Annotated in this window: 18 protein-coding genes; 5 read left to right on the top strand and 13 right to left on the bottom strand. The window is 71.0% G+C overall.

Translation table 11 applies throughout. The annotated features are described in order from the left end of the window. Positions 1–145: 145 nt before the first annotated feature. The 12 genes from CV755_RS17340 to folC all read right to left on the bottom strand — a co-directional run bounded on the left by CV755_RS17340 (position 146) and on the right by folC (position 13,772). Positions 146–916 carry a TIGR03936 family radical SAM-associated protein gene (locus CV755_RS17340; protein WP_109281128.1) on the bottom strand — a complete coding sequence of 257 codons (771 nt, stop codon included), beginning with the start codon at positions 914–916 and terminating at the stop codon, positions 146–148. 123 nt (positions 917–1,039) lie between these two features. Beyond that, positions 1,040–1,312, bottom strand: coding sequence for a type II toxin-antitoxin system RelE family toxin (locus tag CV755_RS17345; protein ID WP_109281129.1), 273 nt, complete (start codon positions 1,310–1,312; stop codon positions 1,040–1,042). 62 nt (positions 1,313–1,374) lie between these two features. Further along, positions 1,375–3,303, bottom strand: coding sequence for a TIGR03960 family B12-binding radical SAM protein (locus tag CV755_RS17350; protein WP_109281130.1), 1,929 nt, complete (start codon positions 3,301–3,303; stop codon positions 1,375–1,377). An 83-nt stretch (positions 3,304–3,386) separates the two neighbouring features. Next, complete coding sequence (locus tag CV755_RS17355) at positions 3,387–4,937, bottom strand: CYTH and CHAD domain-containing protein (RefSeq protein ID WP_109281131.1); 1,551 nt, start codon at positions 4,935–4,937, stop codon at positions 3,387–3,389. Positions 4,938–5,034: 97 nt separating this feature from the next. After that, positions 5,035–6,237 (bottom strand): rod shape-determining protein RodA, encoded by a 1,203-nt coding sequence (gene rodA / locus CV755_RS17360; protein WP_109281132.1) that lies wholly within the window; start codon positions 6,235–6,237, stop codon positions 5,035–5,037. Continuing rightward, on the bottom strand, positions 6,234–8,381 hold the full coding sequence (gene mrdA, locus CV755_RS17365; RefSeq protein WP_109281133.1) for a penicillin-binding protein 2: 2,148 nt from the start codon (positions 8,379–8,381) through the stop codon (positions 6,234–6,236). Before mrdA ends, rodA begins: the two co-directional genes overlap by 4 nt. Next, a complete protein-coding gene (gene mreD, locus CV755_RS17370; protein ID WP_109281134.1) occupies positions 8,378–9,052 on the bottom strand; it encodes a rod shape-determining protein MreD in 675 nt (224 codons plus the stop codon). Before mreD ends, mrdA begins: the two co-directional genes overlap by 4 nt. A gap of 11 nt (positions 9,053–9,063) precedes the next feature. Continuing rightward, positions 9,064–10,005 carry a rod shape-determining protein MreC gene (gene mreC, locus CV755_RS17375; RefSeq protein ID WP_109281932.1) on the bottom strand — a complete coding sequence of 314 codons (942 nt, stop codon included), beginning with the start codon at positions 10,003–10,005 and terminating at the stop codon, positions 9,064–9,066. Positions 10,006–10,096: 91 nt separating this feature from the next. Then, positions 10,097–11,116: a rod shape-determining protein gene (locus tag CV755_RS17380; protein ID WP_004950903.1), complete on the bottom strand. Its 1,020-nt coding sequence runs from the start codon at positions 11,114–11,116 to the stop codon at positions 10,097–10,099. 290 nt (positions 11,117–11,406) lie between these two features. Then, positions 11,407–11,820 (bottom strand): nucleoside-diphosphate kinase, encoded by a 414-nt coding sequence (ndk, locus tag CV755_RS17385; protein WP_109281135.1) that lies wholly within the window; start codon positions 11,818–11,820, stop codon positions 11,407–11,409. Positions 11,821–11,898: 78 nt separating this feature from the next. Further along, on the bottom strand, positions 11,899–12,243 hold the full coding sequence (locus CV755_RS17390; protein WP_109281136.1) for a DUF4233 domain-containing protein: 345 nt from the start codon (positions 12,241–12,243) through the stop codon (positions 11,899–11,901). Between the two features lie 2 nt (positions 12,244–12,245). Then, the gene (folC, locus tag CV755_RS17395) at positions 12,246–13,772 is read right to left on the bottom strand and encodes a bifunctional tetrahydrofolate synthase/dihydrofolate synthase (protein WP_109281137.1); all 1,527 of its coding nucleotides are present in this window, start codon (positions 13,770–13,772) and stop codon (positions 12,246–12,248) included. A gap of 187 nt (positions 13,773–13,959) precedes the next feature. Between folC and CV755_RS17400 the strand changes: the two genes are divergently transcribed. From CV755_RS17400 to CV755_RS17420, 5 genes are all read left to right on the top strand, one after another. Then, positions 13,960–15,090: a sensor histidine kinase gene (locus CV755_RS17400; protein WP_109281138.1), complete on the top strand. Its 1,131-nt coding sequence runs from the start codon at positions 13,960–13,962 to the stop codon at positions 15,088–15,090. Further along, positions 15,087–15,776, top strand: a complete 690-nt coding sequence (locus tag CV755_RS17405) for a response regulator transcription factor (protein WP_109281139.1) — start codon at positions 15,087–15,089, stop codon at positions 15,774–15,776. The genes CV755_RS17400 and CV755_RS17405 overlap by 4 nt, the downstream gene beginning before the upstream one ends. Before the next feature lie 546 nt (positions 15,777–16,322). Then, on the top strand, positions 16,323–17,441 hold the full coding sequence (gene wecB / locus CV755_RS17410) for a non-hydrolyzing UDP-N-acetylglucosamine 2-epimerase (protein ID WP_109281140.1): 1,119 nt from the start codon (positions 16,323–16,325) through the stop codon (positions 17,439–17,441). Between the two features lie 56 nt (positions 17,442–17,497). Further along, entirely contained in the window at positions 17,498–18,862 is a 1,365-nt protein-coding gene (locus CV755_RS17415; protein WP_109281141.1) for a glycosyltransferase, read from the top strand. A gap of 132 nt (positions 18,863–18,994) precedes the next feature. Next, positions 18,995–20,191 (top strand): hypothetical protein, encoded by a 1,197-nt coding sequence (locus tag CV755_RS17420; RefSeq protein WP_109281142.1) that lies wholly within the window; start codon positions 18,995–18,997, stop codon positions 20,189–20,191. 186 nt (positions 20,192–20,377) lie between these two features. Here the strand turns inward: CV755_RS17420 and CV755_RS17425 are convergent, their stop codons facing one another. Continuing rightward, on the bottom strand, positions 20,378–22,999 hold the full coding sequence (locus CV755_RS17425) for a valine--tRNA ligase (protein WP_109281143.1): 2,622 nt from the start codon (positions 22,997–22,999) through the stop codon (positions 20,378–20,380). Between the last annotated feature and the right edge of the window lie 352 nt (positions 23,000–23,351).

Below are 23,351 nucleotides of genomic sequence, written 5' to 3' on the forward strand. Positions count from 1 at the left end.
GCCGTCCGGGGCGCGGTCGCCGCACGGGAGCTGTCGTCTCGCTCGCCGGGTCCGTTGCCTAGGCACCGGCGAAAGTCTCCTGGTCAGTGCGTCTGCCGGACCCGGGTGGCTCCCTGGCGCGGCGGCAGCGCGGCGACGGCCGTCTTTACGCCGATCCTCCCGGCGCCGTGACTGCCCCGGCGGCCGTTGATGTGGCGGCTGCGGTGGCGTCGCGGTCAAGCGCGAGCGGGTCGGTCACCGTTCCGGACTCCTCATCGAGCAGCCCCTGCGCCAGCCTGGTCACCGCTGCGGGGACCGGCGGCGCCAGGTCGGCCACAGCGCGGAGACCGGACAGGACGTCGTCGGGTCGAACGGCGGGTGTCTCATGCCGAACAACCAGCCGCAGTATCGCACAGGGACCGTCGCCGGGCCTATCGGCCGGAGCGGCGGTGGCTTCCAGCCGGAGCACCGCGCCCCGGGCATCGAAGCTGCGCAACCCGTTTTTCGTCCGGCGTTCCACCTGGACGCTCTCCGCCGCGAGGAAGGCTTCCACTGCCTTCTCCGCCTCGGCGAGCGGTACGCCGTCCAGCCGCAGCTCCCAGACGGAAGCCTCCAGCCGGTCGGCGAACGAGGAGGTCCGGGCCTCCACCGCGTCGATGATGTCCAGCCCGGCGGGCAGCGACTCATCGAGCAGCTCCCGCAGCCGCGCGGGGTCGCGCGTCTCGGTGAGCTGGATCTCCAGGTACTCGGCCTCGCTCCCGGTCCCGGTGGGTGCGGCGTTGGCGTACGACACCTTGGGGTGCGGGGTGAAGCCCGCGGAGTAGGCCATCGGCACCTCGGCGCGGCGCAGGGCCCGCTCGAAGGCGCGCTGGAAGTCACGGTGGCTGGTGAACCGGAGGCGGCCGCGCTTGGTGTAGCGCAGTCGGATGCGCTGCACCGCCGGTGCGGGCGGCGGGCCTTCGGGCTGTCGCTTGCCCAGTGGTCTCGTCCTTCGTGAGTGCGGTCGTACTGCTACCAAGAGTACGTGCCGCACGGAGTTGCGCGCTCCGGCGGGTGAGACTCAGTCGGTGACGAGGACGTCCTTGTCGTTGAAGACCTCGACGATGAAGACCAGCAGCCGGCCCATGCTGACGGTGTACTCGACCATGATGTTCTGGGTCAGCCGGATGGTCCGGTCGTCGCCGGTGGCGCTCATCGGGCGCGACAGCTCAAGGAACGGGTCCCGGGCCAGCAGGGAGATTCCCTTGTCGAAGGCGGCGCGCTGCTGGTCGTCCAGCCGGTCACGGGCGGCCGCGGCCTGCTCGGTGAAGTGCACCTGGTACGTGTGCGGCACGTCGTCTCCCCTTCGCGAGTAAGCCCTACGGGAGGGCCCGGAGGCCCTCCCGTAGCGTCAGGTTATTGCTTAACGACCGTCAGGGGCAGCAGCTTCTTACCAGTCGGACCGATCTGAATGGAAGTGTCCATCTGAGGACACACCCCACAGTCGAAGCACGGCGTCCACCGGCAGTCCTCGACCTCGGTCTCGTCCAGCGCGTCCTGCCAGTCCTCCCAGAGCCAGTCCTTGTCCAGGCCCGAGTCCAGGTGGTCCCAGGGCAGGACCTCCTCGTAGGAGCGCTCGCGGGTGGTGTACCAATCGACGTCCACGCCCTGCGGCGGGAGCGTCTCGGCGGCGCAGCGCATCCACTGGTCGTAGCTGAAGTGCTCGCGCCAGCCGTCGAAGCGGCCGCCGGACTCGTAGACGGCCCGGATCACCGCGCCCACCCGGCGGTCACCGCGCGAGAGCAGGCCCTCGACGATGCCGGGCTTGCCGTCGTGGTAGCGGAAGCCGATGGAGCGGCCGTACTTCTTGTCGCCGCGGATCTTGTCGCGCAGCTTGGCCAGCCGGGCGTCGGTCTCCTCGGCGGACAGCTGCGGCGCCCACTGGAAGGGGGTGTGCGGCTTGGGGACGAATCCGCCGATGGAGACCGTGCAGCGGATGTCATTGGAGCCGGAGACCTCGCGGCCCTTGGCGATGACATTGACCGCCATGTCGCCGATCTGGAGCACATCCTCGTCGGTTTCGGTGGGCAGGCCGCACATGAAGTACAGCTTCACCTGGCGCCAGCCGTTGCCGTAGGCGGTGGCCACGGTGCGGATCAGGTCCTCTTCCGAGACCATCTTGTTGATGACCTTGCGCATGCGCTCGGAGCCGCCCTCGGGGGCGAAGGTCAGACCGGAGCGGCGGCCGTTGCGGGTCAGCTCGTTGGCCAGGTCCACATTGAAGGCGTCCACCCGGGTGGACGGCAGGGAGAGGCCGATCTTGTCTTCCTCGTACCGGTCGGCGAGGCCCTTGGCGATGTCGCCGATCTCGGTGTGGTCGGCGGAGGACAGCGACAGCAGGCCGACCTCCTCGAAGCCGGTGGCCTTCAGGCCGCGGTCCACCATCTCGCCGATGCCGGTGATGGAGCGCTCCCGCACCGGGCGGGTGATCATGCCCGCCTGGCAGAACCGGCAGCCGCGGGTGCAGCCGCGGAAGATCTCCACGGACATCCGCTCGTGCACGGTCTCGGCCAGCGGCACCAGCGGCTGCTTGGGGTAGGGCCACTCGTCGAGGTCCATCACGGTGTGCTTGGACACCCGCCACGGCACGCCCGAGCGGTTGGGGACGACGCGGCCGATCCGGCCGTCGGGCAGGTACTCCACGTCGTAGAACTTGGGGACGTACACCCCACCGGTCTTCGCCAGCCGGAACAGCAGCTCATCGCGGCCGCCCGGGCGGCCCTCGTTCTTCCAGGCCCGGATGATCTCGGTGATCTCCAGCACGGCCTGCTCGCCGTCGCCGATGACGGCGCAGTCGATGAACTCCGCGATCGGCTCGGGGTTGAACGCGGCGTGCCCGCCGGCCAGCACGATCGGGTGGTCCTCGGTGCGGTCCGCGGCGTCCAGCGGAATGCCGGCCAGGTCCAGCGCGGTGAGCATATTGGTGTAGCCGAGCTCGGTGGAGAAGCTCAGGCCGAGCACATCGAAGGCGGACACCGGGCGGTGCGCGTCCACCGTGAACTGCGGCACACCGTGCTCGCGCATCAGCGCTTCCAGGTCCGGCCAGACGCTGTAGGTGCGCTCGGCGAGCACACCCGGCTGCTCGTTGAGGACCTCGTAGAGGATCATGACGCCCTGGTTGGGCAGGCCGACCTCATAGGCGTCCGGGTACATCAGAGCCCAGCGGACATCCGTTTCGTCCCAGTTCTTAACGGTGGAGTTCAGCTCGCCACCGACGTACTGGATCGGCTTCTGTACGTGCGGAAGGAGGGCTTCCAGGCGCGGGAAGACCGACTCAACAGGCATTCGCGATGACGTCTCTCATGAGCGGACAGGGAGTGACCCTCAAGGGTAACGTGACCGGGACGGCCCCTTTCGCGTTAGCCGGATCACGCCCACCCCTCACGCCACCGCTCCTGGGAGGCCCGCGCCCAGACCTGGGGCAGCTCCCGCTCGTCCGCCGCCGCCCGCTGCTCCTCGCGCCCGTAGAGCAGCCCATAGGTGAAGCCCGGCTCGCCCGCCGCCTGGGCCTCCTCGGCCAGCTCGCGCAGGGCCGAGCGGGCCAGCACGCTGTCCTGGTGGTCGCCGAGCAGGGTCTGTACGGACTTCATCCGCCTGGCGAACCGGGCGGCGTCCCCGCCCAGCACCTCCGCGGCATAGCGGACCCGCTTGGCCGCCTTGCGGGCCTCGTGCAGCGCGGTGTCCCGGCCGGGCCCGGGGCCGGTGTCCAGGGCGCGCTCCATCCGCCCGGCCAGCCGCCGGTAGTCGCGCAGCACCGCCTTGGCCAGCACGCGTTCCGGCGGGCGGGCGGCGGCCTTGCCCAGCGGGGGGTCGGCGAGCAGGGCGTCCAGGGAGTCCAGCAGGGCGAGGTAGCGCTCGCCGTTCAGGACGGCGGTCAGCCGCCGCCGGGAGCCGGTGCGCCGGGCCGCGGACCAGGCGCGGACCCGGGCCCGGACCGGTCCCCGGACCAGGCTGCGCGGCAGTTCGTCCAGCCGGGCGCGCAGCCGCTCCACCAGCACCTCACGGTCCCGGTCCAGGCCCAACTCGGCTGCCAGCCATTTGAGTTCAGCGGCGATCGGGTCGGTGGCCCGGCGGTCCACCACCTTGCCGTAGGAGCGGAAGGCGCTGCGCAGCCGCCGGGTGGCCACCCGCATCTGGTGGACGGCGTCCTCGGTGCCCAGCCGCGCCCCGGGGTCCAACTCCACCAGCAGCGCCACCTGTTGGCGCAGATGGTCCAGTACGGTCCGGCCGGCGCCGGACCCGCCGGGCCGCTCCCCGGCGGGGCCGTCGGGCGGCTGCGGCTCCAATTCGGCCAGGGCGCGGGCGAGTTTGGAGGGTGAGCGGGCGGGGCGCAGCCCGGCGGCCAGCAGCCGGGGTTCCAGGGCGTCCAGCAGGGCGGGGCCGGCGCCGGGGGCCAGTTCGATCTCGGCCTCGGTCCAGCGGGCGGTGCCCAGTACGCCGTCCAGCCGGGTGGCGGTGACGGTGTCGGTGCTCGCCTCGGCGAGCAGGGCGCCGTCCGCGTCCAGCAGGTGCTCCACCCGGCGCCGGGTGGCGATGCGCATCAGCGGGAGCAGTGGGGCGTCCCTGGTCCGGGAGCGGACCAGGGCGGCCAGGGGGCGGGGCACCGCCCGGCGGGTCAGCGGGGCGCGCACCTCGTCGCGTACGCCGGGGGCGACGGGCAGCTTGAGGTGCCAGCCGGCGTCGGGGCCGCCGGTGCGGCGGCGCAGGGTGATCCCGGCCGCGAGCAGCCGGCGGTCGGCGGTGTCGTAGTAGACGGCGTCCAGTTCGGCGGTCCCCCGCTGGACGGTCTCCGCCACCGGCCCGGCTCCGTTCAGCACGGGATACAGCGGCGCCCCGGGGAACAGCGGTGCCCGGCCGTCGGCCCGGTGGTTGCGCTCGGCTTCGTATTTACGCTCGATCTCCCGCAGCGTCTCCGCCATGCCGCCGAATCTAGTCCGCGCCGGGCGCGAGCGGCAGACCTTATGCCGCCACGGCCCTTATGCCGGTACAAGCCCTTGTGCCGCCGCCGGCGGCGCGCTATGCCGGGGCCAGGGGGCGCCGGGCCTTGACGGCCTGGAGCAGGCCGAGGGCGGTCCAGGCGGCGAAGGCGGAGGAGCCGCCATAGGAGACAAAGGGCAGCGGCAGGCCGGTGACCGGCATGATGCCCAGGGTCATGCCGATGTTCTCGAAGGACTGGAAGGCGAACCAGGTGATGACCCCGGCGGCCACCATGGCGCCGTACCGGTCGGTGGCCTCCCGGGCGATCCGGCAGGCGCGCCAGAGCACCACGCCCAGCAGCAGGATGATGGCGCCGGCCCCCAGAAAGCCCAGCTCCTCACCGGCCACCGTGAAGACGAAGTCGGTCTGCTGCTCGGGGACGAACCGGCCGGTGGTCTGGGGGCCGTGGAAGAGCCCGGCACCGGTGAGGCCGCCGGAGCCGATGGCGATCCTGGCCTGCATGGTGTTGTAGCCGATGCCGGAGGGGTCGAAGGCGGGGTTGGCGAAGGCGGCGAAACGATTGATCTGGTAGGTGTCGAGGATGCCGAGCTGCCAGATCAGTACGCAGCCCAGCACGCCCCCGCTCAGCAGGCCCAGGATCCAGCGCCGGGCGGCGCCGGAGGCCAGCAGCACGGCGAGCACGATCACCGCCAGGACCATCACCGAGCCCAGATCCGGCATCAGCAAGATGACCAGGACGGGCACCGCGGCCACGCCCAGCGCCTGGAGCACGGCGCGGTGACCGGGGCGGGAGCGCTCCCCGGAGTCCACCTGCCGGGCCAGCAGGACGGCCATCCCCAGGGTGATGGTGATCTTGGTGAACTCGGAGGGCTGGACGGAGAACCCGCCGCCCAGCTGGATCCAGGACCGGGCGCCGTTGATGGTGGCACCCAGCGGGGTGAGCACCGCGGCGGTGGCCAGGACGGACAGTATGTACAGCACCGGCACCGCGCCGCGCAGCGCCCGGTGACCGGCCCGGACGGCCCCGGCGGCCAGGGCCAGGCCGATGACGGTGTTGAGGATGTTGCGCTTGAGGAAGTAGTAGGGGTCGCCATGGGTGAGCCCGGTGCGGCCGCGGGTGGCCGAGTAGACCAGCAGACAGCCGAGTACGGACAGCGCCAGGGCGGCGAGCAGCATCGGCCAGTCCAGCCGGCGCAGCGCCCCGTCGCGGCCGGTGAGCCTGGACCAGGTTGAGCGGGGCGGGGCGAAGCGGCGGAGCGGCAGGCTCCCGGCGGCACTCACTGGGGCCTTTCGTCCTCTCTCCGGGTGGCGGAGGGGGAGGGAGCCGGGTCGATGTGCGCCGCCTCGATGCTGCCGTCCTTGTCGATCCTGGGCAGCCCGTTCTGGGGGGCGGGCAGCAGTGCCTTGGCCGGGTCGATCTTGCCGTTGCCGTCCACGCCATAGATGGCGTTGTAGATGTTGCGGACGGCCGGACCGGAGGCGCCGGAGCCGGTGCCACCCTGGGAGATGGTCATCACCACCGTGTAGTCCTTGGTGTAGGTGGCGAACCAGGAGGTCGTCTGCTTGCCGGCGACCTCGGCGGTGCCGGTCTTGGCGTGCATCGGGATCTCCTTCTGCGGCCAGCCGGTGAACCGCCAGGCCGCGCTGCCCTCGGTGGCCACCCCGGCCAGCGCGCCGTCCAGCTGGTCCCGGGTCTTGGCGTCGAACGGCAGCCGGCCGTGCGCCTGGGGCTTGATCTGCTCGATGCGCTTGCCGTCGGGGCTGACGATCGCCTTGCCCACGGTCGGGTTGTACAGGGTGCCGCCATTGCTGATGGCCGCGTAGATGGTGGCCATCTGGATGGGGGTGACCAGGGTGTCGCCCTGGCCGATGGAGTAGTTGACCGAGTCACCGGCACGCATCCGGTAGAAGGACTCGCAGTTCTCCTTGGCGATCTGGCCCGCGTAGTCGCCGGGCTGCGCCTTGGCGCCCTGTTTGCACCAGGTGTCCTTGTTGGCCTCCCAGTACCGCTTCTTCCAGTCCCGGTCCGGCACCCGGCCGCGGACCTCGCCCGGCAGGTCGATGCCGGTCTCCTTGCCCAGGCCGAACTGGCGGGCGGTCTTGTAGAACCAGTCCTTGGGGTTCTTGGGGTTGTTGCCGCCGTCCTTCTGCCACTGCTTGTAGGCCAGGTCGTAGAAGACGGTGTCGCAGGAGACCTCCAGCGCCCGGCCGATGTCGATGGGGCCGTAGCCCTTGGACTCGAAGTTGGTGAAGACCTGGCGGCCGATGTTGTACGAGCTGGAGCAGTTGTATTTGTCGGTGAAGGAATAGCCCGCCTTGACGGCGGCGGTGGCGGAGATGACCTTGAAGATGGAGCCGGGCGCGGCCTGGGCCTGGATGGCCCGGTTGAGCAGCGGGTAGTCGGAGTTGTCGCCGGTGAGCGCCTGGTAGTCCTTGCCGGAGATGCCGCCCACCCAGACATTGGGGTCATAGGTGGGATTGGAGGCCATGGCCACCACCCGGCCGGTCTTGGACTCCATCACCACCACGGCGCCCGCGTCCGCCTTGTAGTTGACGCCGGTGTTCCGGTCGAGCTCCTGGCGGGCGTCCTTCATCGCCTGGTCCAGCTCGCGTTCCGCTATGGCCTGCACCCGGGCGTCGATGCTGGTGATGAGGTTGGAGCCGGGCTCGGGCTTGTCGCTCTTGGCCTTGCCGATGACCCGGCCCAGATTGTCCACCTCATAGCGGGTCACCCCGGCCTTGCCGCGCAGCTGGGCGTCGTACTGCCGCTCCAGACCGGAGCGGCCGACCTGGTCGGAGCGGACCAGCGGGGAGTTGGACTGCTTGGCCTTCTGCATCTCGTCGCTGGTGACCGGCGAGAGATAGCCCAGCACCTGGGCGGCGTTGGCCCCGCCGGGGGCGCCATAGCGGCGCACCGCCTGGGGCTCGGCGGTGATGCCGGGGAAGTCCTCGGCGCGCTCGCGGATCTGCAGGGCCTGCTGGGGGGTGGCCGCGTCGGTGATGGGGATGGGCTGGTACGGGGAGCCGGACCAGCAGGGCTTGGGGGTCTTGGCGTCGCACAGCCGCACCTTGACCGCCACATCCTCGGGCTTCATGCCGAGCACCGAGGCCAGCCGGGCCAGCACGCCGTGGCCCTTGTCCTTCATCTTCATCAGGTCGGTGCGGTTGGCGGAGACCACCAGCCGGGTCTGGTTGTCGGCCAGCGGCACCCCGCGGGCGTCCAGGATGGAGCCCCGGGTGGCGGGCGCGATCACCTGCTGGATGTGGTTGTTGGCGGCCTCCGCGGTGTACTGGTCGCCATTGCGGATCTGCAGGTACCACAGCCGGCCGCCCAGGGTGACCAGCAGCGAGACCACCAGGATCTGGATGACGATCAGCCGGATGTTCACCCGTGAAGTACGGCCGCTCTCCGGGATGTTGCTCATAGCCGCTTGCCCCCCTTGCCCCAACCGCCGTTGCGCGCGGCCCCCTTGACCAGCAGCCCGCGCCGGCCGCCCAGCCGGCCGCCGCGGCCGCCGCGGGCGCTGACGCTGGTGAGCCAGCCGTACGGGCCGTCGCCACCGCCGGCCACCGGGGTGCCCTCGGCCAGCGGATCGCTCTCGCCGCGCCGGGCCAGCGCCATGATCAGCGGCACCGTGAACGGCGCCAGCAGCAGGTCGTAGAGGGCGGCGGTGAACACCAGCCCGGTCAGGCCCACATGGCGGGCGGCGGTGTCCCCGACCAGCGAACCCACCCCCGCGTACAGCAGCGTGGAGCCAATGGCCGCGCCCAGCACCACCAGCATCGGCAGGGTGGCCGAGCGCAGCCGCCCGGTCTCCGGCCGAGCCAGCCCGACCGCATAGCCCACCAGGCAGAGCACCAGGGCGTAGCGCCCGGCGGCATGGTCGGCGGGCGGCGCCAGGTCGGCCAGCAGCCCGGCGCCGAAGCCGACCAGGGCGCCGCCGGAGTGCCCGTAGACCAGGCCCAGCGCGACCACCACCAGCAGCAGCAGATCGGGCACCGCGCCCGGCAGATGCAGTCGCGCGAAGACGCAGATCTGGAGCACCAGGGCGATCACCACCAGCGCGGTGGAGAGCAGAATCCGGTTGAGGCGCATGGGCATCGGTTTCAGTCCCTGGGGTTGGCGCTCGCGGAGGCTGAGGGGCTCGGGGTGGCGGTGACGGTCACGGTGGGCGTCGGCTGGACGGCTGGCCGGGGCGGCAGCACGGTGTCCCGGGGGTCCTCGCGGGGCGGCTGGACGACCACCCCGACCAGGTCGAGCTTGCTGAATCCGACAAAGGGCCGCACCTGCACGGTGCGGGTCAGCCGGCCGCCGGCCGGCTCCACCCGGACCACCTCGCCCACCGGGACGCCCGGGACGAAGGGCTTGTCCTGGGCGGAGCCAAAGGTGACCAGCCGGTCCCCGGGGTGCACGGCGGCCTTGCCGTTGAGCAGCTCCACCTTCAGGGTGCTGTCGCCCTGGCCGTTGGCGAAGCCGATCTCGCTGCTCTTCTCCAGCCGGGTGCCCACGGTGAACTTGGGATCGCTGGCCAGCAGCACGGTGGAGGTGGACGGGCCGACGGTGGTCACCCGGCCCACCAGGCCGTCCCCGTTGAGCACGGTCATGTCCCGCTTGATGCCGTCATGGCTGCCCACGTCGATGGTCACCGTCCAGGAGAAGCCCTGGGCCGCTCCTATGGCGATGACCTGGGCGCCCTTGATCCCGTACTGGCCGCGGCCGGCCGTCTTGAGCATGGTGTCCAGCTCGCGGACCCGGGCCCGGTTGCGGTCATTGCTGCCCAGCCGCTGCTTGAGCAGGGTGTTCTCATGCTCCAGCTCGGTGATCTTCTTGCTGCGGTCCCCGGAGTCCCGGACCGCGGCGACCGCGCCCGCCACCGGGTCCACGGCCGCGGCGACGCCCTCCTCCACCGGCCCGAAGGCCGAGGCGGCGGCGCGCCGCACACCGTCCAGAGGGGACTGCTCGCCGCCGCGGATATCGATGGTGATCAGCGCGAACGCGATGGCGACCAGCAGTACCAGTAGCAGCCGGCTCTCTCGTGTGTCCCTCACGTGCGGCGGCATGCCCTTCTCGTCGGACCGGCCGTGCTGCGCGCCGGAACCGGTCATCGGCAGCGTTGTGCCTGTATATCAGGCCGGGGCCCTAGCGGCGGGGTTGGGCGTCCAGCACCTGCTGAAGCGCCTCGAACTCCTCCACACACTTGCCGGAACCCAGCGCCACCGAGTCCAGCGGGTCCTCCGCGATATGGATGGGCATCCCGGTCTCCCGGCGCAGCCGCTCATCCAGGCCGCGCAGCAGGGCGCCGCCGCCGGTGAGCACGATGCCACGGTCCATCACATCGCCGGAGAGCTCCGGCGGGCACTTGTCGAGGGTGGTCTTGACCGCGTCCACAATGGAGTTGACCGGTTCCTCGATGGCCTTGCGGACCTCGGCGGCCGAGATCACCACGGTCTTGGGCAGGCCGCTGACCAGGTCGCGGCCGCGGATCTCGGTGTGCTCGTCCTGTTCCAGGTCGTACGCCGAGCCGATGGTGATCTTGATCTGCTCGGCGGTGCGCTCGCCCAGCAGCAGGCTGTACTCCTTCTTGATGTGCTGGATGATCGCGTTGTCCAGCTCATCACCGGCCACCCGGATCGACTGCGCGGTGACGATCCCGCCCAGCGAGATCACGGCCACCTCGGTGGTGCCGCCGCCGATGTCCACCACCATGTTGCCGGTGGCCTCGTGCACGGGCAGGCCGGAGCCGATCGCCGCGGCCATCGGCTCCTCGATGATGTGCACCTGGCGGGCACCGGCCTGGGTGGACGCCTCGATGACAGCACGGCGCTCGACGCCCGTGATGCCCGAGGGCACACAGACCACCACCCGGGGACGGGCCATCCAGCGCCGCTTGTGGATTTTCAGGATGAAGTAGCGGAGCATCCGCTCGGTGATCTCGAAGTCGGCGATCACGCCGTCCTTCAGCGGCCGCACCGCGACGATGTTCCCCGGCGTCCGCCCGATCATCTTCTTCGCCTCGGCGCCCACCGCGAGGATGCCGCCGGTGTTGGTATTGATGGCGACGACTGACGGTTCGTTGAGAACGATCCCGCGACCTCTGACGTACACCAGCGTGTTGGCGGTCCCGAGGTCGACAGCCATGTCACGGCCGATGAACGACATGTTGTTCCCCATGAGGATACGTCTGGCCTTCCCAGCTGGAGCGATTGCTTACATGAGGTCGGCAGGTGGTACTGCTGCGCTGCGGGGCGCGGAAACTTCATCGTAGTCTCGCCCGGCCGAACGCGCCGCGACAGTTGCTCCGCCATTGTGGGCGGAACGCAAGCCCTCCCCTGTAATGGTGACGTCGTGTCGGAGTGAGAGGTTCCCCCGTTCGCCACGCATATGTCATAGGGCGACCGAAAGGAAAATCGGTCGCCCCTGATCAGAATAGGTGCGCGCCTGATCCCGTATCAGACAAGGCCCGGAAAGAAAATCTTGATTTCCCGCTCGGCGGACTCCTCGGAGTCCGAGGCATGGATGAGGTTCTCGCGCGTGATGGTGCCGAAGTCACCACGGATGGAACCGGGAGCGGCCGAAATCGGGTCGGTCGGCCCGGCCAGCGCCCGGACGCCCTCGATGACCCGCTCGCCCTCGACCACCATGGCCACCACCGGGCCCGAGGACATAAAGCCCATCAGCGGCTCATAGAAATCCCGGCCCACATGCTCGGCGTAGTGCTGTTCCAGAGTGGCCCGGTCCAGGGTGCGCAGCTCCAGTGCGCCGATCGTCCAGCCCGCCTTGCGTTCGATCCGGCCGATGATCTCGCCGACCAGACCGCGCCGGACGGCATCCGGCTTGAGGAGGACGAGGGTGCGCTGGCTCATACTGCGGCTCCTTGCGGGGCGATCGACTGTGGTGGGCCAGAGGGTACAGGGGCCTGGCCACCGCTTTGCACCACGGGGTTAACCGGCCTCGGCCGCCTCGGCGGCAAACCGGGCCTTGGCCACGTCGATCTTCCGTCCGAAGTGCACCGAGGCCCACCACAGACCGGCGAAGACCAGCCCCAGGAAGAACATCACCGGGACCACAAAGCCACTGAGCACCAGGCCGATCTGCAGGGCCCAGCCCAGTGCCACCCCGCCGGGGCGGGTGAGCATCCCGCACAGCAGCACGCTCAGCAGCATGGCGATGCCGCTGACCGTCCAGACGGTGCCCATGGACAGATCCGACAGCCGCATGGCCACCAGCCCGGCAAATCCGATGACAAAGAATTCACCGATCAGAGTGCTCGCGCACAGGGTCCGCATGGTCAGCTCCTCCTCAACAGCAGCCGGGCCTCGCCCACCGTGATCACCGAACCGGTCACCAGCACTCCGGCTCCGGCGTACTCGCCCTCCTCCTCGGCCAGGGTGATGGCCGCCTCCAGGGCGTCGTCCAGCCGCGGCTCGACCTGCACCCGCTCGGCGCCGAACACCTCCACGGCCACCGCGGCCAGCTCGTCCGGATCCATCGCCCGGTGGCTGGAGTTACGGGTCACCACCAGCTCGGCGAAGACCGGCTCAAAGGCTTCCAGCAGGCCGCGTACATCCTTGTCGTCGCTGGCGCCGACCACGCCGATCAGCCTGCTGAAGCCGAAGGCCTCGCTCACCGCCTCGGCGGCGGCCTGGGCGCCGGCCGGGTTGTGCGCGGCGTCCAGCACCACGGTGGGGCTGCGGCGCACCACCTCCAGGCGACCCGGCGAGGTGACCGAGGCAAAGGCCCGGCGGACGGTGTCGATGTCCAGGGTGCGGGCGTGCTGGGAGCCGATGCCGAAGAACGCCTCCACCGCCGCCAGCGCCACCGCGGCATTGTGCGCCTGGTGCGCGCCATACAGCGGAAGGAAGACCTCCGGATACTCCCCGCCCAGGCCGCGCAGGGTCAGCAGCTGGCCGCCGACCGCCACCTCCCGGCCGGTCACACCGAACTCCATGCCCTCCCGGGCGACCGTGGCATCCACCTCGACCGAGCGCTTGAGCAGCACCTGGGCCGCGTCCACCGGCTGCTGGGCCAGCACCACGGTGGCGTCCGGCTTGATGATCCCGGCCTTCTCGCCCGCGATCTCACCGGGGGTGGCGCCCAGCCGGTCGGTGTGGTCCAGCGCTATCGGGGTGACCACGGCGACCGTGCCGTCCACCACATTGGTGGCGTCCCAGGTGCCGCCCATGCCGACCTCGACCACGGCCACATCCACCGGGGCGTCGGCGAAGGCGGCGAAGGCCATGCCGGTGAGCACCTCGAAGAAGGACAGCCGGAACTCCTCCGCCTCGTCCACCATCCGCACATAGGGCTCGATATCGCGGTAGGTCTCGATAAAGCGCTCGGCGCTGATCGGGGCGCCGTCCAGGCTGATCCGCTCGGTGACGGACTGCACATGGGGGCTGGTGTAGCGGCCGGTGCGCAGATCGAAGGCGGCCAGCAGCGCCTCGATCATGCGGGCGGTGCTGGTCTTGCCATTGGTACCGGTGATGTGAATGGCCGGGTACGCCCGCTGCGGCTCACCCAGGACGTCCATCAGCTTCTGGATGCGCACCAGCGAGGGGTCCAGCTTGGTCTCGCCCCAGCGGCCGGCCAGCTCGGCCTCCACCTCGCGCAGCGCCCGGTCCACCTCCGGGTCCTCCGGGCGGCCGGGCACCTCGGCCTGCGGCGGGGCCGCCTGGGTGCGCAGCGTACGGCTGCCGGCCTCGATGACGGCCAGGTCTACGTCGCGAGTGGTCTCGGTTTCGACGATCTCCTCGAACCGGTCGTTATCGCCGGATTCGTGCTCGCCGGGGTGGTCGTTCTGGGGGCGCTCGGTCACGCGGACCAGTCTACGGAGCCGGTCCGACAGCCGGGCCCAGGGCCGGTCCGGGCCGCGCCGACCAGGAGCACTATGTTCCGCTTTGGCATACCGTTTTGTTGGGTTATCTCCACTGTTGGGTGGTGACCGCTTGTCTGCCGGCCGCCGCCCAAGTGCCACCCGAGCGCCCGGAGAGCTGGTGAGGCCCATGGCCACCGAGGACCGGGACCGGCTCCAGGCCGTCGTCCAGGCCCTGCCCGCCGGTGCGGTGCTGCAGGGCCCGGCCGACGAGGTGCTGGCGGTCAACGACCGGTTCATCCGGATGTTCGACCTCGCCGGGCGCGTCGAGCTGTCCCCCGGCGCCCCCATGGCCCCCCTGGTCCCGCTGGTCCGCGCCTTCTTCCCGCCCGACCCCGGCGGACCGCACTCCCCCGAGGAGATCCTGGCCCGCCGCCATGGACACCGGGTGGCCGAGATCCCGCTCACCGACGGCCGCACCATCCGCCGCGAGGTGGAGCCACTGCGCCAGGGAGACGCCTACCTGGGCGCGCTCTGGCTCTTCACCGATGTCACCGAACGGCGCCGCCGCGAGCACGACCTGGAACGCGACAACCGGGCGCTCACCGAGCTGGCCCGGCAGCGCAACGCCTTCACCGCCGCCGCCAGCCATGAGCTGCGCACCCCGCTCACCACCGTGATCAGCTTCGCCGAGCTGCTCACCGACCCGGCCTTCGGCGCCCTCACCGCCGAGCAGCGCGGCTTTGTGGACGCCATCCGGCGCAACGGCGAGCGGATGCAGCGCGTCATCTCCGACCTGCTGTTCACCACCCGGGCCCGGGCCACCGGCCTGGAGCTGGAATTCGGCACGGTGGACGTCCCGGCCATGCTCCAGGACGCGGTGCTGGAAGCCCTGTGCGCATCCCCGGTCTTCACCGTCCTGCACTGCTCCCCCGGCCCGCCGCTGCGCGGCGACCGGCACCGGCTGCACCATGTCCTGGGCAATCTGCTGGAGAACGCGGCCAAGTTCACCCCGCCGGACGGGCAGATCACGGTCACCGCCCGGCCGGGCCCCGAGCACTGGCTGATCGAGGTCGCCGACACCGGCATAGGCATCCCCGAGGACGTCCGCGACAAGATCTTCAACGGCTTCTACCGGGCGCCCAACGCCCGCACCGGCGGCTACCCCGGCACCGGCCTCGGGCTGGCCATCTGCCGCACGGTCGTCGAGCTGCACGGCGGCACGCTCTCGGTGAGCGGCGCGGAGGGCGAGGGCGCCGTCTTCACCATCCGGCTGCCCCTGGCGGGCCCGCCGCCCGAGCCGGAGGAGCCGCTGCCGTGACCCGCGTCCTGCTGGTCGAGGACGACCCCGACCTGGCGCTCGCCCTGCGCACCCTGCTGGACCGCGCCGGTCATGAGGTGGTACGCGCCGACAACGGACGGGAGGCGCTGCGCCTGCTGTTCGCCGAGCGGCCCGGGCTGCTCATCCTGGACATCGGGCTGCCCGAGCTGGACGGCTGGGAGGTCCTGGAACGCACCCGGGACCTCAGTGACCTGCCGGTCCTGCTGCTGACCGCGCGTGGCGCGGAGACCGACCGGGTACGGGGCCTGCGCTCCGGCGCCGACGACTATCTGCCCAAGCCCTTCGGCAACGAGGAGCTGCTGGCCCGGGTGGAGGCCCTGCTACGGCGCAGCGCGCCCGGCCGCTTCGCCGGCGAATCCTTCGACACCGGCCTGCGGCTGGTGCCGGAACGGCGCTCGGCGGTCTGGCAGGGGCAGGAGGCGCGCCTCAGCGACATCGAGTACCGGCTGCTGCAGCTGCTGGTGCGCAACCGGGGGCGGGTGCTGACGACCGAGCAACTGCTCGACCGGGTCTGGGACGATCCGGATGGGACGGGGCGGGAGCGGGTGAAGTTTGCGGTGCTGCGGTTGCGCAGGAAGCTCCGCCAGGCGGCGGGCGACGAGGCCGCGGACCCCCTGGAGGCCGTCCGCGGCCTCGGCTACCGCTACCGCGCGGCGGACGAATAGGTTTCCGGTTGTGGGCAGTCGTTCCGCAGGGCGATGGGGGTGCCCCCGCGCCGTTCAGGCGTGGGGGAGGGTGGGCACAACCGCCACCGGGCCGTACCCGGCGACGAAACCGCGTCTGCCGACCACCGCTGCCGCTCGGGCGCGGACCGCCCGTGGCTGATCGCGCAGTTCCCCGCGCCCCTGACGGGGCGGGGCCATGCGGGGCGGCAGCCCCGCAGAGAAACGGCGAAAGGGCGGGTCCGGGGCCCCCTTCCGCGGCAGCCACCCCCACCGGGCCGCACCCGGCGAGGAAACGGCGTCCGCCGACAGCCGTTGCCGTTCGGCCGCGGACCGTGCGTGGTTGCTCGCGCAGTTCCCCGCGCCCCTTACGGGGCGCACCCCGCACCGCGGCCGGGCGGGCCCGAAGTCCCGGGGCGGAAGTCCCGGGCAGCCCCCCGCGGGGGATCCGCAACCGTTGGGCAACCGACGCTCAGCCGGGTGCGCAACCGACGACCCGGAGGGTCGGAGCCGTACCCGGAACCCCGACGGCCCAGGAGCGCACCCCGCATGCACCAGCCCACCCGCGTCGCCATAGTCCTCGGCACCCGCCCCGAGCTGGTCAAGCTCACCGACCTGATCCGCCTCCTGGGCCCGGCCGCCCACCTGGTCCACACCGGCCAGCACTACGACGAGGCCCTCTCCGGCCGCTTCCTGGACGAGCTCGGCCTCCCCGAGCCCACCTTCCTCACCGGCGTCGGCGGGCAGCCCCGCGCCGTGCAGATCTCCGCCGCCCTCGCCCAGCTCGACGAGCTGTTCACCGCCGAGCCCCCGGCGGCCGTGGTGGTCCAGGGCGACACCAACGCCGCCCTCTCCGGCGCGCTGGCCGCCAACGCCCGCGGCATCCCGCTGCTGCATGTGGAGGCCGGCCTGCGCAGCCATGACCGCGCCATGCCCGAGGAGCACAACCGCGTCCTCATCGACCGCATCGCCGACGTTCTGTGCGCCGCCACCCCCGAGAACCGGGCCAACCTGCTGGCCGAGGGCATCGACGAGGCCCGGATCGCGGTCACCGGCAACACCGTGGTGGAGGCCGTCCGCAACCAGCTGCCCGCCCAGCCGGAGCGCACCGCCCTGCTCGCCCGGCACGGCCTGACCGCCGACTCCTACCTCCTGGCCACCATCCACCGCCCGGAGAACACCGACTCCCCCGCCGCCCTGAGCGCCATCCTCACCGAACTGGCGGCGCTGGCCGAGGAGTTGCCCGTGCTTCTGCCGCTGCACCCGCGCACCCGGGCCCGTATCGAGGCCGCGGAGCTCACCCCGCTGCTCGCCCCGCTGAGCGTCACCGCCCCGCTGGGCTACTCCGAATTCCTGGCGCTGGCCCGGCACTCCGCCCTGCTGGTGTCCGACTCCGGCGGCATCCAGGAGGAGTGCACCGTACTGGGCCGCCCGCTGGTGGTGGTACGGCGCTCCACCGAACGCCCCGAGGCCATGGCCGAGTTCGCCGACCTGGTGCCGCCCGGCCCGGAGATCGGCCGCGCCGCCCGCCGCCGGCTGGCCTCCGGCGCCGCCGGGCTGGCCCGCCTGGCCGCGCTGCCCAGCCCCTTCGGCGACGGCCTCGCCTCCGACCGCATCGTCGGCCTGCTCGCCCGGCTCACCACCCCGGCCCAGCCGGTCGCCGCCTGATCCACCACCCCACCGCACCCAGCCCGACAGCCACTCAAACCCCAAGCGCACACTCCATGTTCAATCACCCTGCCCTCCTCGCCTTCCCCTTCGCCCTCCTCGCCTGCTTCCTGCTCTACTGGGCCGGCGCCCGCCACGCCTACCTCCGCCGCCCCACCGCCACCCCCGGTGACCCCGGCGACTTCGGCTGGCACTTCTTCGTCCCCTGCCGGGACGAGGAGGCGGTGGTCGGCACCACCGTCGCCCGCCTGCGCGCCGACCACCCGCGCGCCCATGTCTGGGTCATCGACGACGACAGCGACGACCGCACCGGCGCCATCGTCGCCGAACTCGCCGAGGACGACCGCCGGGTGCATCTGGTCCGCCGGCACCGGCCCAACGCCCGCCAGGGCAAGGGCGCCGCGCTCAACGCCGCCTATGACGAGCTCAACCAGTTCCTGGCCGGGGGTACCGACCGCGAGCGCGTGATCGTCTGTGTCATCGACGCCGACGGGCAGCTGGACCCCAATGCGCTCAATATCGTCAGCGGCCCGGCCGGGTTCGCCGCGCCCGAGACCGGCGGCGTCCAGGTCAGCGTCCGGATGCGCAACACCGGCGATCCCCGCCCGCTCCCCGGGCACGGCCGCCTGCGCAATGCCTTCGCCCGGCTCCTGGTGCGCATGCAGGACATGGAGTTCTCCGTCTCCAACGCCGGAATGCAGTTGCTGCGCGGCCGCACCGGCTCGGTCGGCCTGGGCGGCAACGGCCAGTTCACCCGGCTCTCCGCGCTGGACCGGATAGCCGAGCACGAGCGCCGCCCGTGGAAGCACGGTGCACTGCTGGAGGACTACGAGCTGGGCCTGCACATGATCCTCGGCGGGGACCGGATAACCCACCTCACCGACACCTGGGTCTCCCAGGAGGGCCTGCCACACACCCGCCGCTTTCTCACCCAGCGCACCCGCTGGGCCCAGGGCAATCTGCAGTGCGTCCGCTACGCCCCGCGCATCCTCGGCTCCCGCCACTACAGCGGCAAGGGCGTCCTGGAGACCCTCTACACCTTCCTCCAGCCGGTCGCCCACCTGGTCACCCTGGCGCTGTGCGCGGTGCTGTTCACCCTGCTCGGGCTGCACGCCGCCGAGGACGGCCCGGCCGAGGCGTTTTCCGGCATGATCGCCCTGTGGCCGCTGGTGCTGGTCCTGGCGGTGGTCTCCGTACTGCCCTTCGTCCTCTGGGGCCCGGTCTACCGGCGTGACCGCGCCGCCGACCGCTCACTGCTGACGGCTCTGCTGTGGGGAGTGGCACTGTGGCTGTACGCGTACCACCTCTTCCCGGTGTCGGCCCGCGGCTTCCTGCGGATGCTGCGCGGCCGCAATGGCTGGGCCAAGACCCGCCGCAACGCGGAGCGCACCGGTTCCGGCCCGACCGCGATTGAGGCGTAAGTCACAGCCAACTCGGGCAACCCCGGCTAGCGTTCCTCCCTCTCACCGCCGGTGACAGTTGTGCCCGGAACCAACAGGGGTTCCGGGCGGTGGAACGGGAGCATTGTGCGGATACCGGTACTCAGCAATCGGATGCACTTGTTGCTGCTCACCGCATGGGCCCTGCTCTGGTTCATGGTGGTCGAGCCCAGTGGCGGATTCTCCTGGCACTACCTGCGCACCGGTGGCGAACTCATCTACCAGGGCGGCGCGTCGGGCGACGGCGGTCTCAACCTCTATGCCCGGCACCCCGAGTTGCAGATGGGCCCGATCAGCTTCCTGGTCGCCGGCCTGTTCAACCCCTTCCCCACCGAGGTCGGCCAGGTCATGGCCGAGGCCCTGATGTCCGCCCTGGGCCTGGTGATCCTGGTACTGGCCGGCCGCAGCGCCGCCATGCACTTCCTGGGCACCGGCACCAACCACCAGCGGCTGCGCCAGCGGGTGCTGATCGCCGGACTGGCCTTTGTCCCCATGTGGACCGAGGTCGCCGTCCGCTTCGCCCACCTCGATGACGTCCTGGCGCTGTTCTGCACCGCCTGCGCCGTCTACTCCCTGACCCGCTGCAACGCCGCCGCCACCGGCATCTGGATGGCCCTCGCCCTGGACTCCAAGCCCACCGCGCTGGCCTTCCTCCCCCTGCTGCTGGCCCTGCCCAGGGAGCGCTGGCTGCGGGCCGGACTGTGGTGCGTGGGGCTGGTGGCCGCCGCGTGGCTGCCGTTCTTCCTGGTGGACGTGCACTCCTTCGCCGCCGCGAAGTTCACCATCCCCAACAGCCCGGCCTCCGCACTGCGCTGGCTGGGCGGCAACACCCCCGTGACCCCCGACTGGGCCCGCCCGGCCCAGGCCGCACTGGGCCTCAGCCTGGGCGCGGTGGCGGTCTGGCGCGGCCGCTGGGCCGCGGTGGTACTGCTGGGCGCCAACGCCCGCATCCTGCTGGACCCCAGCGTCTACACCTACTACACGGCCTCGGTGCTGCTGGGCACCCTGGTGTGGGACGTCTGCGGGCAGCGGCGCCTGGTCCCGCTGTGGAGCTGGCTGGCGCTGACCGTGCTCTACGGCAGCGTGTTCCTGGTCCATGACGACCCCACCCGGGGCCTGATCCGCCTGGCCTTTGTGGCCGTCTCCACGGTCTATGTCCTGTTCTGGCCGCAACGCGACCGCCGGGGCCGCAACAGCCGCCGCTCCGTGGACCGGGTGGAGGAGCAGCCCCTGGAAGGCCCCTGGGGCCCCATGTGGGACCCGGGCCGCTCCCGCCCCTGGGAAGCGAGGCCCGTCAACCCGGCCCCGTAGGGGCCCGCAAGGGGCGCGGGTGCCCCGTAAGGGGCGCGGGGAACTGCGCGACCAGCCCACAACGACCCGCACTGTGCAGGCAACGGGGCGCTCCCCGGCCCCATTTCGACTGCGGGCCGCCCGTGGCTTCTCGCGCAGTTCCCCGCGCCCCTAACGGGGCGCCCCAACCGGCCCAAAGCAGCCGTATCAACCCTGCGGCAGCGCCGCCAGCTGAGCCGTGATCCGCGCGATATCAGCCTCCGCAGCAGCCTTGCGCTGGCGAATCCCCTCAACCACCTTCTCCGGCGCCTTGCCCAGGAACTTCTCGTTCCCCAACTTCGCATCGGCCTGGGCCAGTTCCTTCTCGGCCAAGCCGAGATCCTTGGTCAACCGCTTCCGCTCCGCCGCGAAGTCGATCGCACCGGAGAGGTCCAGCTCCACCGTGGCGCCCGCCACCGGCAGGGTGGCCGTGGCGTGGAAGCCCTCCTCGGCCGGCTGGAGGCGCAGCAACTGCCGGATCGCGTCCTCATGCGCGGCCAGCGAGGTGCCCGCCAGGTCCAGCCGGGCCGGAACCCGCTGGCCCGGCTGCAGGCCCTGGTCGGACCGGAACCGCCGGACCTCGGTGATGACCCGCTGCAGTTCCTCGATCTCCCGCTCCGCGGCCGCGTCCCGGAAACCGGAGTCCTTCGGCCACTCCGCGATGACCACCGACTCCTTGCCGGTCAGGTTGGTCCACAGCGTCTCGGTGACAAACGGAACCACCGGATGCAGCAGCCGCAGCAGCACATCCAGCACCTCGCCCAGCACCCGGCCGGAGACCCGCGCCTGCTCGCCGCCCGCCATAAAGGTGGTCTTGGACAGCTCGACATACCAGTCGAAGACCTCGTCCCAGGCGAAGTGGAACAGCGCGTCACTCAGCTTGGCGAACTGGTAGTCGTCATAGAGCGCATCCACCTCCGCGACCACACTGTTCAGCCGCGAGAGGATCCACCGGTCGGTCGCCGACAGCCGCTCCACCGGCGGGAGTTCGCCCTCCACCGTGGCACCGTTCATCAGCGCAAAGCGGGTGGCGTTCCAGATCTTGTTGGCGAAGTTGCGCGAGCCCTGGACCCAGTCCTCGCCGATCGGCACATCCACACCCGGGTTGGCCCCACGCGCCAGCGTGAACCGCACCGCGTCCGAACCGTACTTGTCCATCCAGTCCAGCGGATTGACCGCGTTGCCAAAGGACTTGGACATCTTCTTGCCGAACTGGTCGCGCACCATGCCGTGCAGGGCGATGGTGTGGAACGGCGGGGTGCCATCCATGGCGTACAGCCCGAACATCATCATCCGGACGACCCAGAAGAAGAGGATGTCGTAGCCGGTGACCAGCACCGAGTTCGGATAGAACTTCGCCAGGCTCTCGGTCTTCTCCGGCCAGCCCAGCGTGGAGAACGGCCACAGACCGCTGGAGAACCAGGTGTCCAGAACGTCCGTCTCCTGGCGCCAGCCCTCACCGCTCGGCGGCTCCTCGTCCGGACCGACGCAGACCATCTCGCCATTGGGCCCGTACCAGACCGGAATCCGGTGGCCCCACCACAACTGCCGGGAAATGCACCAGTCGTGGAGGTTGTCCACCCAGCCGAAGTAGCGGGACTCCATCTCCTTGGGGTGGATCTTCACCTCACCCTTGCGCACCGCCTCGCTGGCCGCCTGGGCCAGCGGCGCCACCTTGACCCACCACTGCATCGACAGCCGCGGCTCAATGGTGGTCTTGCACCGGGAGCAGTGGCCCACCGCATGGGTGTACGGCCGCTTCTCGGCCACGATCCGGCCCTCGGCCCGCAGCGCGCCGACGATCGCCGATCGCGCCTCGAACCGGTCCAGACCCTGGAACGGGCCGTGCGCCGTGATGACCCCATGGTCGTCCAGCACGGTCAGGCTGGGCAGGTCGTGCCGCCGCCCGATCTCGAAGTCATTGGGGTCATGCGCCGGCGTCACCTTGACGGCACCCGTGCCGAACTCCGGGTCCACATGCTCGTCCGCGACCACCGGAATCCGCCGCCCGGTCAGCGGCAGCTCGATCTCGGTGCCGACCAGGTGCTTGTACCGCTCGTCCTCGGGGTGCACGGCGACCGCCGTGTCACCCAGCATGGTCTCGGCGCGGGTCGTGGCGACCACGATCTCCGCGTCCCCGCTGCCATAGCGGATGGAGACCAGCTCGCCGTCGTCGTCCTGGTACTCCACCTCGATGTCCGAGATGGCGGTCAGACAGCGCGGGCACCAGTTGACGATGCGCTCGGCGCGGTAGATCAGCTCGTCCTCGTAGAGCTTCTTGAAGATGGTGCGGACGGCCTTGGACAGGCCCTCGTCCATGGTGAACCGCTCGCGGCTCCAGTCCACCCCGTCACCGAGGCGGCGCATCTGCCCGGAGATCTGCCCGCCGGACTCGCCCTTCCACTGCCAGACCCGCTCCACAAACGCCTCGCGGCCCAGGTCGTGCCGGGACTTGCCCTCCTTGGCCAGCTCCCGCTCCACCACGTTCTGGGTGGCGATGCCGGCGTGGTCCATGCCCGGCTGCCAGAGCACCTCAAAGCCCTGCATCCGCTTACGCCGGGTGAGGGCATCGATAAGCGTGTGCTCGAACGCGTGTCCGAGGTGCAGAGAGCCGGTGACATTCGGCGGCGGGATGACGATCGTGTACGGCTCCTTGGCGCTCTTGGCGTCCGCCTCGAAGTAGCCCCGCTCTACCCAGCGCTCGTACAGCGGCCCCTCTACTTCGGCCGGCGCGTACTGGGTCGGCAGTTCCGGGGCGCTGTTCTGCTGCTGCTGAGTGTTATCGGTCACGCACGGAATTCTACGGGGCGGCACTGACAGCCCTCGAACCGATTAGGCCCTCCGATCCGGCCCTCCCCTCCGCGCCCCCGGCGATCGGACCGGCGGCATGATCGCGACAGCGCGTCACCCCGCCACGGCCCCTCGTCCAGCCGGAACCGGGCGGCCTCACCTCCGGCCCGCTCACCCCCGACCTGACAATGACGGCCCGGGAACTGGCCATGGCTACGCCAAACCTCCGTCAAGAGACCGGCCCACATCGGCGACAAATAGGGCCTACCGCCCAGGATTTGGCCACTGTTCCAGAACCGTTGCGGCCCCGAGCTAAAGCCGGGATAAGCCATCGGGGAGTATGGCGCGACAT

The sequence above is a fragment of the Streptomyces orinoci genome (genome assembly GCF_003121295.1).
Lineage (GTDB): Bacteria > Actinomycetota > Actinomycetes > Streptomycetales > Streptomycetaceae > Streptomyces > Streptomyces orinoci.

Excerpts from the sequence above, each read along its gene's own strand:
- CV755_RS17350 (WP_109281130.1), bottom strand. The coding sequence starts at position 3,303 with ATGCCTGTTGAGTCGGTCTTCCCGCGCCTGGAAGCCCTCCTTCCGCAC.
- CV755_RS17355 (WP_109281131.1), bottom strand. The coding sequence starts at position 4,937 with ATGGCGGAGACGCTGCGGGAGATCGAGCGTAAATACGAAGCCGAGCGC.
- mrdA (WP_109281133.1), bottom strand. The coding sequence starts at position 8,381 with ATGAGCAACATCCCGGAGAGCGGCCGTACTTCACGGGTGAACATCCGG.
- mreD (WP_109281134.1), bottom strand. The coding sequence starts at position 9,052 with ATGCGCCTCAACCGGATTCTGCTCTCCACCGCGCTGGTGGTGATCGCC.
- CV755_RS17380 (WP_004950903.1), bottom strand. The coding sequence starts at position 11,116 with ATGTCGTTCATCGGCCGTGACATGGCTGTCGACCTCGGGACCGCCAAC.
- ndk (WP_109281135.1), bottom strand. The coding sequence starts at position 11,820 with ATGAGCCAGCGCACCCTCGTCCTCCTCAAGCCGGATGCCGTCCGGCGC.
- CV755_RS17390 (WP_109281136.1), bottom strand. The coding sequence starts at position 12,243 with ATGCGGACCCTGTGCGCGAGCACTCTGATCGGTGAATTCTTTGTCATC.
- CV755_RS17400 (WP_109281138.1), top strand. The coding sequence starts at position 13,960 with ATGGCCACCGAGGACCGGGACCGGCTCCAGGCCGTCGTCCAGGCCCTG.
- wecB (WP_109281140.1), top strand. The coding sequence starts at position 16,323 with ATGCACCAGCCCACCCGCGTCGCCATAGTCCTCGGCACCCGCCCCGAG.
- CV755_RS17415 (WP_109281141.1), top strand. The coding sequence starts at position 17,498 with ATGTTCAATCACCCTGCCCTCCTCGCCTTCCCCTTCGCCCTCCTCGCC.
- CV755_RS17420 (WP_109281142.1), top strand. The coding sequence starts at position 18,995 with ATGCACTTGTTGCTGCTCACCGCATGGGCCCTGCTCTGGTTCATGGTG.